Below are 10,015 nucleotides of genomic sequence, written 5' to 3' on the forward strand. Positions count from 1 at the left end.
GGCCCGGCCCGGCCCGCCCGGCCTGCCCGGCCCGGGATGCGGCTGCGGATGCGCCATCCACCAGGGTTCCCGGACCGCTGTCAGGAGTGGTCGGCGGTCGACGCCGGGTGCGCCTACGAGACCTCTCCTGCTGGGCACTCCGAGTCGTTGGGGCCGCGCCGGAGAAGCAGGGCCGGAGAAGCAGGGCCGGTCGCTGCCCGGTTCGGGGCGGCGAGCGACGGCGCGTAGCGTTTCGGGCGTGAGTGAACCGCAACTGCTGTCGGCGTGGGCTGGGCACTGGACCGGGGACGGGACCGGGGTGACGGTCATCCTGCCGCCGCCGGGGACCGTTGCATCCGGGGAGGTGCGGGGCGGGGCTCCGGCCACTCGCGAGTTTGCGCTGCTTGAACCGCATCGCCTGGTCGACCGGGTGGATGCTGTCGTGTTGTCGGGTGGGTCGGCGTTCGGGCTGGCGGCCGGGGACGGTGTGATGCGGCTGCTCCGGGAGCGCGGGGACGGGCTGGCGACGCCGTTCGGGCCGGTGCCGATCGTGGTGGGGATGTCGATCTTCGACGGGTCGGTGGCGGGGGAGCCGCCGGGTGCTGCGGAGGGACGTGCTGCCGCGCTTGCCGCTCTGAGCGGTGAGGACCTTCGCTGGGGTACGGTCGGAGCCGGTGCGGGCGCCCATTCCGGCAAGTGGCGGGGTGGCCTGGCGCCGGGAGGTATCGGCACGGCGGAACGCGCGGTGACCACCGGCGGCACGAGCACCGGCGGCACGAGCACCGGCGGCACGAGCACCGGCGGCACGAGCACCGGCGGAGCGACCGACAGCGGGACGACCGTCCGGGTTGCGGCGGTGGCTGTGGTCAATCCGTGGGGGGACGTTCTCGGCGTCGACGGGCGGCCGCTCTTCGCCGCTGATGGCGGGGGCGAGATTGCCGCACCGGTGTTCGGGCGGGGAAACACCACCATCGCCGTGTTGATCACCAATGCGCGGCTCAGCAAGACGGACTGCTTCCTGCTGGCGCAGAGCGGGCACACCGGGTTCGCCCGGGCTGTTCATCCGGCCCACTCCCGCTATGACGGCGACGCCGTGGTTGCCCTGGCCACCGGCGAAGCCGGGGAGACCGATCTCGACCTGTTGCGGGCGACGGCTTCCGAGGTGATGGCCGACGCCATCCGCGCCGCGGTCTCCTGAAACGACCCGCGACCCACGACCCACGACCCGCGACCCACGAACAGGAACGTCGGCCGGAAGCAGCAACAAGAAGCCCGACCGCAGGCAGTGGTTGCCGAGCGGCCGCACCGCTTATCGGGAATCCGGATGACTGGGGTGGCGTAGGACGCCGGCCGGTGTGCCGGTGCACGGCGAGGCGTGGATTCAGCGTCCCGGCTGATGGATCGGTTCGCGGGTTAGGGTGTGGCCATGCTCGTGGACGTCACCGCTGCGGTCACCGCCTCACCCGACGACGTCGAGGAAGCCGCGGTGCTCGCCGAGGCTGACGGCTTTGACGGGTTCGCCGCCGCCGAGACCCGGCACGACGTCTTCACCGTGTTGACCCTTGCCGCGCGGGCCACCACCCGGATCTCGCTGCAGTCGGCGATCGCTGTCGCGTTCGCGCGCAATCCGATGAGTGTCGCCGTGCTCGCCAACGACCTGCAGCTGATCTCCCGGGGGAGGTTCCGGTTGGGGCTCGGTTCGCAGGTCAAGCCGCACATCGAGCGCCGGTTCGCGATGCCCTGGGGGAAGCCGGCCGCCCGGATGGAGGAGTTCGTCGCCGCTGTTCGCGCGATCTGGGCGGCGTGGGAGACCGGGGACCGGCTGATGTTTCGTGGCGAGTTCTACCGGCACACCCTGATGTCCGACTACTTCAATCCGGGGCCCAACCGGTTCGGCAATCCGCCGATCGCGCTCGCCGCCGTCGGTGACCTGATGGTGCGCGCGGCCGGCCGTGTCGCCGACGGTCTCCTCGTGCATCCGTTGACCAGCGCCGACTATCTCCACGGGCATCTGGTGCCGTTGCTGCGGGGCGCCCGGGGCGGTGATCTGGACGGATTCTCCCTGGAGATGTCGGTGATGGTGGTTCTCGGCGCGGACGAGGCCGCCCGGCGGGAGGCGGAACGGGCGGTCCGGGAGCAGATCGCGTTCTACGCTTCGACGCCCGCGTACCGTCCGCTGCTCGAGGCGCACGGCTGGGGTGAGCTGGCCGACCGTCTTAACCTGCTGTCGCGTCGGCAGGCGTGGGCGGAGATGGCCGCTGCGATCGACGACGACGTGCTCGACGCCTTCGCGGTGGTGGGGGACCCGGCCGTGGTCGCCGCCGCCCTGCGCAAGCGGTTCGGCGGTGTTCTCGACCGGATCTCCCTGTACACCCCGTACGAGGTGGACCGTCAGCTGGTCGCCGGGGTGACCGCGATGCTGTCGACCCGGTCGGGGTAGAACGCGACGTGCCCTTTCACCGCGGCGACCGCCTCGGACGGGTCCTGGTATTCCCAGACCGCGTCCCTGCCCTCGGTGACCGCGTAGTAGGTGGCCTCGCCCTTGTAGGGGCACCACGTCGTCGTGTCGGTGCGGGTGAGCAGGCTGGTGTCCACGTCACTCAGTGGGATGTAGGGCACCGGCGGATAGTTCGCCTCCTGCAGCGTCAGGGAGGCGCGGGTGTCGGCGACCACGCGACCGCCGGCCGTCACGACGATGTGGTCGCCGCTCGGGGTGACGGTGATGGGGTGGTTCGGTCCGGGGGTGAGTCTCGGCTTGTCGGCCATGAAGGCGAGCCTACCTCGCATCGTACGATGATCATTGTGAGTAGTCCGGCCATCGCCGCGGTGACCGCCGCGGGCATCGCACATGACGTCGTCCGGCACGGGCCGGTCAGCAGTGTCGCCGAGGCGGCGGCCGTCCATCAGGTCGAGGTCCGTGACCTGGTGAAGACCCTGGTGGTGCGGCGCGCCGCCGGCGACTACCTGTTCGTGCTGGTCCCGGGGGACCGGGTGATCTCCTGGCCGAAACTGAGGGCGCTGCTCGGTGTGAACCGGCTGTCCATGCCGGACGCGGCGACGGCGAAGGACGTCACCGGGTACGAGCGGGGCACGATCACCCCGTTCGGCGCGTCGACCGCCTGGCCGGTGATCGCCGACGAGCGGACCCGTGGGCGGTTCGTCGCGCTCGGCGCCGGGGAGCGTGGTGTCGCGCTCCGGGTCGGCGCCGACGCGGCGGTGGAGGCCCTGCGGGGGACGTTCGCCGACGTCACCGACGAAGCCTAGGGGTTCCCGGGCGTCCCGGTGAGGAGGGGACGCTCAGCCCTTCAGCTCGGTCGCGATCGCGTCGTCCAGCGGGGTGGACGGGCGGCCGATCAGGCGCTGCAGGTCGGTGCTGTCGGTGTCCAGTTCGCCGTCGACGACCTTGCCGTCGGTGTCGGCGAGCAGGCCGGCGAACGCCTCCGGGAGGCCGGCGCCGACGAGGGCGGCCTGGAAGTCAGCGACGGAGAGGTTGCGGTATTCGACCGGCTTGCCGGACTGCTGCGCGATGGCGGCGGCGAGCTCGCCCTTGGTGAACGGGGTGGTGCCGCCCAGTTCGAAGACGCCGGTCTCGCCGGAGATCAGCACCGCGGCGGCCGCCTCGGCGTAGTCGCCGCGGGTGGCGGCGGCGATCCGGCCCTCACCGGAGGCGCCGTAGATCGCGCCGTGCTCGATGTCGCCGGCCAGGTTGCCGGTGTAGTTCTCGATGTACCAGCCGTTGCGCAGCAGCGCGTACGGGATGCCGGAGGCGGCGATCAGTTCTTCGGTGGCCTTGTGTTCGGGGCCGAGGCCCAGTGTGCTGGTGTCGGCGCGCAGCAGGCTGGTGTACGCGAGGAAGCCCACGCCCGCCGCCTTGGCCGCGTTGATCACGGCGGTGTGCTGCGGCACTCGCTGGCCGACGGCGTTGCCGGAGATCAGCAGGAGCTTGTCGACGCCGGCGAACGCGGTGGTGAGTGTCTCCGGGGCGTCGTAGTCGGCTACCCGGACCTGCACGCCCCGGGCGCTCAGGGCCTCGGCCTTGGCGCTGTCCCGGACGACGGCGACGATCTCGGACGGCGCGGTGCCGCGGGTGATCAGTGCCTCGACGACGAGACGGCCCAGCTGTCCGGTGGCTCCGGTGACGGCGATGCTCATGGTGACTCCTTAGGTGGGGACTTGCCTGCCACGAGAATGCACTAACTTTTGGAAAGTGCCAACCAGGGGTGAGCACAGTCACGGGGAACAGTGCGGTGTGCCTAGGTATCGTCTATGTCATGGACGAACCCGATGACGAGCTGATAACCAGCGTTTTCGCACGGGCGTGTCCGTCCCGCGGAGTGCTGGCCGACGTGACCGGCCGCTGGGGCGGTCTCGCTCTCGCCGCCCTCCACGAGGGCTCCTACCGATTCAACGCCCTGCGCCGCCGCGTCGACGGCGTGAGCGAGAAGATGCTGGCCCAGACGCTGCAGTCGCTGGAACGCGACGGTCTCGTGCGGCGCGAGGTGCAGGCGACCATCCCGCCGCGGGTGGAATACAGCCTCACCCCGCTCGGCGCGCAGGTCGCCGAACGGATGCAGGCCCTGATCGACCTGCTCGAGGGCGAGATCGTCCAGGTCGTCGAGGCGCAGCAGGCGTACGACCGGACACACGCGTGAGATAGGTTTCCGGGCGTGACGAGCCCCGAGATCCGAACCGATGTCCCGCCGTCCGGCACCGGCTGCGCCGACTGTCTCGCCGCCGGCGGCTGGTGGTTCCACCTGCGCCGCTGCACCGAGTGCGGCCATGTCGGCTGCTGCGACTCCTCCCCGGCGCAGCACGCCACCGGCCACTTCGCGGCGACCGGCCACCCGGTCGTCCAGTCCTTCGAGCCCGGCGAGGACTGGTTCTGGGACTTCAGCAGCGAGCAGGCGTTCACCGGCCCCGAGCTGGCCCCGCCGACCAGCCGCCCCGAGGATCAGCCGGTCCCGGGCCCGGCCGGCGCGGTCCCGGTCGAGTGGCGGAGCCGCCTGCACCGCTGAGCCCCGGACAGGCCGTTCCTCCGCCGGAACAGAGGCCGTGACAGGAGCCGGATGCCACGGTGGGAGCTGAAGCGCTTCCTCAGGTGATCCGCGTCACGGTCGATGGGCAGGTGACGACGGACGGTGGAGGGCGCATGAGCGGCTTGCAGGACATCGGCCTGGCCAAACGGCTGGGCATCATCGTCACCACCGGCGCCCTGGCGCTCGGTGTGTCCGCGGCGATCACGCTCGCCGGCCAGTCCCGCCTGGCCGGCCAGGCCGAGGAACTGCGCGCCCTGGAGGCCGGCCTGGCCGCCCTCAACCACCTGAACAACCGGCAGAGCGAGCTGAAGGTCGACGCCTACCGGGCGGCGCTCGGCCAGGACGTCACCGGCGACGTGAAGGACGACGTCGTGTCGGCCACCGAGGCTGCCGACGCCGTCGAGGCCGCCGGCCTGCCCGCCGATCTCCTGGCTGCCTTCGAGGGTTACCGGGCGGACTTCACCGACTTCAACACGTTCATCAGTGACTTCGTCACCGCGGGCGTGGCGAGCCCGAAGTCGGTGATCGCCCGGCTGGACGAGATCCCGGAGGCCAACGACAAGACCGACGGCTATCTCGACGACCTCACCGGCAAGGTGGAGGCGGCCATCGAGCAGCAGAAGACCGACATGGCCACCACGGTCAGTTCGGTCCGCAACACCGCGATCGTGGTCGTCCTGCTCGCCCTCGGCCTGCTCATCGGCATGGCGATCCCGATGGTCCGGTCGATCCTCGGGCCGATCCGGGTCCTCGGCGCGGTCCTCGAGGCCCTGGACCGGGGTGACCTCACCGCCCGCAGCAACATCACCAGCAGAGACGAGCTCGGTTCGATGGCCACCGCCCTGGACCGGTCGCTGGAGAAACTGCGCAGTTCGATGGGCACCATCGCGCACGACGCCGACCGGCTGGCCGTCGCCTCCAACGAACTGGCCGGGGTGTCCGGGCAGATCGCCGACGCGGTGGACAAGACCGACCGGCAGAGCAACTCGGCCGCCACCGAGGCCGAGGAGATCTCCCGCAACGTGCAGTCGGTCGCGGCCGGCTCGGAGGAGATGGGCCTGTCGATCCGGGAGATCTCCCGCAACACCAGCGAGGCGGTGCAGATCGCCGGGATCGCGGTGAACGAGGCGGCCCGGGCCACCGACACCATCCGGCAGCTCGGCGAGTCGTCCGCCGAGATCGGCAACGTGATCAAACTGATCACCAGCATCGCCGAGCAGACCAACCTGCTCGCGCTGAACGCGACCATCGAGGCGGCCCGCGCGGGCGAGGCCGGCAAGGGGTTCGCCGTGGTGGCCAGCGAGGTCAAGGACCTGGCCCAGGAGACGGCGAAGGCCACCGAGGACATCGGCGCCCGGGTCACCGCCATCCAGCACGACACCAACGGCGCGGTCGAGGTGATCAACCGGGTGTCCGAGGTGATCGCGCAGATCAACGACTTCCAGACCACCATCGCCTCGGCGGTCGAACAGCAGACCGCGACCACCGGCGAGATGAGCCGCAGCATCGCCGAGGTGGCCGCCGGGTCCAGCCGGATCGCCGCGAACATCAGCGACGTGTCGGACGCCAGCAACGCCACCGTCACCGGCATCAACCAGACCAGGGAGGCCAGCGGCGAGGTGTCGCGTACGGCCGAGGAACTGCGCACCCTGGTGGGCGGGTTCCGGTTCTGACCGATGCTGATCGACGAGTCGCTTCGGGCGCGGCGCCGGGCCTCCGAGACCGCGAGCCTGGTGACCCGGGCGATCGGGTCGATCGCCACGGCGCTGTTCGGTCTGGGTGTCGGCGGGATCGGGCCGGCGGACCCCGCGCCGCAGGTGGAGCAGGTCTGCGTGGTCGTGGCGGTGCTGCTCGCGGCCACCTGCGTGCTGTCGTTCCTGAACCGGCGCAGGCCGTCGGCGGACCGGTACACCGGGTTCAGCATCCTGCAGACCGTCCTGGACACCGTCACGGTGACGGCGTTCGTGGCACAGACCCAGCGGTACACCGGTCAGGCCACCTGGCCGCTGCTCGCCCTGCCGATCGTGATCGGCGCCAGCCGCAACCGCCTGCCGGGCGCCATGGCGGTCTGGGCGGCCACCTCCGCGGCGCTGATCGCCCCGGTGGTGCCGATCGCCGCCGAGCGGACCGGCGCGATCTTCCTCAACCTGATGATCGCGGTGATCACCGGCAGCCAGTCGTCGGCGCTGGCCCGGCACCTCGCCGACCTGCAGGAGACCCGCCGGGCGCTGCAGCACCAGGCCACCCACGACCCGCTCACCGGACTGCCGAACCGGGCGCAGCTCGCCGGGTACGCCGACGACTGCGCGGCCCGGCCCCTGGTGGTGCTGCTGCTCGACCTCAACGGCTTCAAGAAGGTCAACGACACCCACGGTCACGCCGTCGGCGACCTGCTGCTGCACGAGATCGGTACCCGCCTGGTCGGCGTGCTCGGCGCGGCGGGGCTGGCCGGGCGTCTGGGCGGTGACGAGTTCCTGGTCCTGCTGCCGGAGACCGGACCGGATCAGGCCGCGCCGATCGTGGAACGCCTGCGCGCGGCGATCCGGCGGCCGGTGGAGATCGGCACGGACCGGACGGTGACGGTCGGTGTCAGCATCGGGATCGCGTCGCGGCCGGCGGGCGGTGCGGCCGGCCTCGACGTGCTCACCGCCGAGGCCGACGCCGCGATGTACCGCGACAAACGCGGCCCCATCGCCGCCGAGACAGCCGCCTGATCACCGCCGTCCGGTCATTTCCAGCCGGCCAGGACCTCGGTCACGGTGGTCGCCTCCCGCACGGCCGGTTCCTTCACGGGGGTACGCGAGAAGCGCGGTCCCGGCCCCGGCTGTACCACCCCGCCCACGTCGACGAAGGTGCCGCGGGCGACGTTGTGCGGATGCCGTGGCGCCTCGGTGGGGGAGAGGACCGGGCTGACGCAGGCGTCGGCTCCCGTGAAGACCTGCTCCCACTCGTCCCGGGTGCGGGTCCGGAACCGGGCCGCGAACAGCCGCCGCAGTTCCGGCCAGCCGTCCCGGTCCTGCTGTTCCGTCGCCGGAACGACCTCGAGCCCGCGGAGCAGCGCGGCGTAGAACCGGGGTTCCAGCGCGCCGACCGCCACGTACCGGCCGTCGGCCGTCTCGTAGGTGTCGTAGAACGGCGCTCCACCGTCGAGGAGGTTCCCGCCCCGGCCGCCGGACCACGCCCCGCCGGCGATCATCCCGTGCAGGAACGTGGTGAGCAGCGCCGAACCGTCCACCATCGCGGCGTCGACGACCTGTCCCCGCCCGGAACGCTCCCGCTCCAGCAGTGCCGCCAGCACCCCGACCGCCAGCAGCATGCCGCCACCGGCGAAGTCGGCGAGCAGGTTGACCGGCGCGTGCGGGCGTTGGCCGGGACGGCCCAGCGGTTCCAGCGCCCCGGCGACCGCGAGGTAGTCGATGTCGTGCCCGGCGTCGGCGGCCAGGGGCCCGCTCTGACCCCAGCCGGTCATCCGCGCGTACACGAGACGGGGGTTGAGGTTCTGGCACACGTCCGGACCGAGACCGAGACGCTCGGCCACGCCCGGCCGGTGTCCCTCCACCAGGACGTCGGCCCGGGCGGCGAGGCTGAGCAGTTCGGCGACGCCGTCCGGGGACTTGAGGTCGAGGGTGGCGACCCGGCGGTTGCGCTGCAGCGGACCGTCGAGTCCGGTGCCGCCGGGCCGGTCGACGAGCACCACGTCGGCGCCGAGATCCGCCAGCAGCATGCAGCCGAAGGGCCCAGGGGCGAGGCCGGCGAGCTCGACCACCCGGATGCCGCTCAGCGGGCCGGTCCGGTCGTCAGAGGGCACGGGCGATCAGCTCCTTCATGATCTCGTTGGTGCCGCCGTAGATCTTCTGCACCCGGGCGTCGGCGTACATCCGGGCGATCGGGTACTCGGTGGTGTAGCCGTAGCCACCGAAGATCTGCAGGCAGCGGTCGACGACCTCGCACTGCCCCTCGGTCAGGTACAGCTTGGCCATCGCGGCGGTGGCCACGTCCAGCTCACCGCGGACGTGCCGGGCGATGCAGTCGTCCAGGAAGACCCGGGAGACGCGGGTGCGGGTGGCGCACTCGGCGAGCACCATCCGGGTGTTCTGGTGGTCCAGCAGGACCTTCCCGAAGGCTCTTCGATCCTTGGCGTACGCGGTGGCGAGCTCGACGGCCCGCTGCATGGCCGCGACGGCCCCCACCCCGATCACCAGCCGCTCCTGGGGGAGCTTCTGCATCAGCTGGACGAATCCGGCGCCTTCGGTGCCGAGCAGGTTCGCCGCGGGCACCCGGAAATCGTCGAAGAACAGCTCGGCCGTGTCGTTGGCGTGCAGACCGATCTTGTCGAGGGTGCGGCCCCGCCGGAAGCCACCGGTCTCCGTGGTGGTCTCGGCGACCAGCAGGGAGATGCCGCGCGCCTTGGCGGACTGATCGGTCTTGACCGCGAGGACCACCAGGTCCGCCATGTGCCCGTTGGTGATGAAGGTCTTGGCGCCGCTGACCAGGTAGTCGTCGCCGTCGCGGACCGCACGGGTCCGTATCGCCTGGACGTCGGAGCCGCCGTCCGGCTCGGTCATCGCGATGGCGCCGACCAGCGCGCCGCTGCACAGGCCCGGCAGCCAGCGCTGTTTCTGCTCTTCCGTGCCGAAAGTGACGAGGTATCCGGTCACGATGCCGCTGTGGACCGCGAGACCGAGGCTACCCTCGCCGGCCATCGTCTGTTCGTGCAACAGCGCGGCCTCGTGGGTGAAATCGCCACCACCGCCGCCGTACGCCTCCGGGACGGACAATCCGAGAAGGCCCAGCTCGCCGGCCCGGCGGTAGTGCTCCCGGTCCGGATGGCCCTGGGCCTCCAGACGGGCGGTGTGGGGGAGAACGTCCTTGAGGAAGAAGGTCCGGGCCATCTCGGCCAGATCGTCGTGTTCCGGTTCGCGCCACGGCTCGGTGTAGCCGTGCAGTCCAGGCGTCGGCATCGACACACCCTGAAACACTGTTGGCGATGTGTCAACAAG

Annotated in this window: 12 protein-coding genes; 8 read left to right on the forward strand and 4 right to left on the reverse strand. The window is 71.4% G+C overall.

Annotated features, from left to right (window positions below; all coding sequences use genetic code 11):
• The 3 genes from WH85_RS52610 to WH85_RS44875 form a co-directional block, all read left to right on the forward strand.
• On the forward strand, positions 1-228 hold a 228-nt coding region (locus WH85_RS52610; protein WP_211275647.1), incomplete at its 5' end, for a hypothetical protein.
• 10 nt (positions 229-238) lie between these two features.
• Positions 239-1,177, forward strand: coding sequence for a P1 family peptidase (locus tag WH85_RS44870; RefSeq protein WP_045748333.1), 939 nt, complete (start codon positions 239-241; stop codon positions 1,175-1,177).
• 228 nt (positions 1,178-1,405) lie between these two features.
• The gene (locus WH85_RS44875; protein WP_045748334.1) at positions 1,406-2,419 is read left to right on the forward strand and encodes a TIGR03617 family F420-dependent LLM class oxidoreductase; all 1,014 of its coding nucleotides are present in this window, start codon (positions 1,406-1,408) and stop codon (positions 2,417-2,419) included.
• Here the strand turns inward: WH85_RS44875 and WH85_RS44880 are convergent.
• Positions 2,371-2,766 (reverse strand): DUF427 domain-containing protein, encoded by a 396-nt coding sequence (locus tag WH85_RS44880; RefSeq protein WP_245674374.1) that lies wholly within the window; start codon positions 2,764-2,766, stop codon positions 2,371-2,373. The genes WH85_RS44875 and WH85_RS44880 overlap by 49 nt on opposite strands.
• Before the next feature lie 6 nt (positions 2,767-2,772).
• Between WH85_RS44880 and WH85_RS44885 the strand changes: the two genes are divergently transcribed.
• Complete coding sequence (locus tag WH85_RS44885) at positions 2,773-3,243, forward strand: aminoacyl-tRNA deacylase (RefSeq protein WP_045748336.1); 471 nt, start codon at positions 2,773-2,775, stop codon at positions 3,241-3,243.
• 33 nt (positions 3,244-3,276) lie between these two features.
• On the opposite strand, the gene WH85_RS44890 is transcribed toward WH85_RS44885, so the two are convergent.
• Positions 3,277-4,131, reverse strand: a complete 855-nt coding sequence (locus tag WH85_RS44890; protein WP_045748337.1) for an SDR family oxidoreductase — start codon at positions 4,129-4,131, stop codon at positions 3,277-3,279.
• Between the two features lie 119 nt (positions 4,132-4,250).
• Between WH85_RS44890 and WH85_RS44895 the strand changes: the two genes are divergently transcribed.
• The 4 genes from WH85_RS44895 to WH85_RS47975 all read left to right on the forward strand — a co-directional run bounded on the left by WH85_RS44895 (position 4,251) and on the right by WH85_RS47975 (position 7,729).
• The gene (locus WH85_RS44895) at positions 4,251-4,631 is read left to right on the forward strand and encodes a winged helix-turn-helix transcriptional regulator (protein WP_045748338.1); all 381 of its coding nucleotides are present in this window, start codon (positions 4,251-4,253) and stop codon (positions 4,629-4,631) included.
• 15 nt (positions 4,632-4,646) lie between these two features.
• Positions 4,647-4,994, forward strand: a complete 348-nt coding sequence (locus WH85_RS44900) for a UBP-type zinc finger domain-containing protein (RefSeq protein WP_045748339.1) — start codon at positions 4,647-4,649, stop codon at positions 4,992-4,994.
• Between the two features lie 134 nt (positions 4,995-5,128).
• The gene (locus tag WH85_RS44905; protein ID WP_045748340.1) at positions 5,129-6,688 is read left to right on the forward strand and encodes a methyl-accepting chemotaxis protein; all 1,560 of its coding nucleotides are present in this window, start codon (positions 5,129-5,131) and stop codon (positions 6,686-6,688) included.
• A gap of 3 nt (positions 6,689-6,691) precedes the next feature.
• The gene (locus WH85_RS47975) at positions 6,692-7,729 is read left to right on the forward strand and encodes a GGDEF domain-containing protein (protein WP_052721282.1); all 1,038 of its coding nucleotides are present in this window, start codon (positions 6,692-6,694) and stop codon (positions 7,727-7,729) included.
• Positions 7,730-7,743: 14 nt separating this feature from the next.
• Here the strand turns inward: WH85_RS47975 and WH85_RS44915 are convergent, their stop codons facing one another.
• Entirely contained in the window at positions 7,744-8,823 is a 1,080-nt protein-coding gene (locus WH85_RS44915; protein WP_045748341.1) for a CaiB/BaiF CoA transferase family protein, read from the reverse strand.
• On the reverse strand, positions 8,813-9,976 hold the full coding sequence (locus WH85_RS44920; protein ID WP_045748343.1) for an acyl-CoA dehydrogenase family protein: 1,164 nt from the start codon (positions 9,974-9,976) through the stop codon (positions 8,813-8,815). Before WH85_RS44920 ends, WH85_RS44915 begins: the two co-directional genes overlap by 11 nt.
• Positions 9,977-10,015 lie beyond the last annotated feature (39 nt).

Origin of the sequence: Actinoplanes rectilineatus (assembly GCF_000962825.1) — a bacterium.
GTDB classification, from domain to species: Bacteria; Actinomycetota; Actinomycetes; order Mycobacteriales; family Micromonosporaceae; genus Actinoplanes; species Actinoplanes rectilineatus.

Excerpts from the sequence above, each read along its gene's own strand:
- WH85_RS44890 (WP_045748337.1), bottom strand. The coding sequence starts at position 4,131 with ATGAGCATCGCCGTCACCGGAGCCACCGGACAGCTGGGCCGTCTCGTC.
- WH85_RS47975 (WP_052721282.1), top strand. The coding sequence starts at position 6,692 with ATGCTGATCGACGAGTCGCTTCGGGCGCGGCGCCGGGCCTCCGAGACC.
- WH85_RS44885 (WP_045748336.1), top strand. The coding sequence starts at position 2,773 with ATGATCATTGTGAGTAGTCCGGCCATCGCCGCGGTGACCGCCGCGGGC.
- WH85_RS44920 (WP_045748343.1), bottom strand. The coding sequence starts at position 9,976 with ATGCCGACGCCTGGACTGCACGGCTACACCGAGCCGTGGCGCGAACCG.
- WH85_RS44880 (WP_245674374.1), bottom strand. The coding sequence starts at position 2,766 with ATGCGAGGTAGGCTCGCCTTCATGGCCGACAAGCCGAGACTCACCCCC.
- WH85_RS44875 (WP_045748334.1), top strand. The coding sequence starts at position 1,406 with ATGCTCGTGGACGTCACCGCTGCGGTCACCGCCTCACCCGACGACGTC.
- WH85_RS44895 (WP_045748338.1), top strand. The coding sequence starts at position 4,251 with ATGGACGAACCCGATGACGAGCTGATAACCAGCGTTTTCGCACGGGCG.
- WH85_RS44905 (WP_045748340.1), top strand. The coding sequence starts at position 5,129 with ATGAGCGGCTTGCAGGACATCGGCCTGGCCAAACGGCTGGGCATCATC.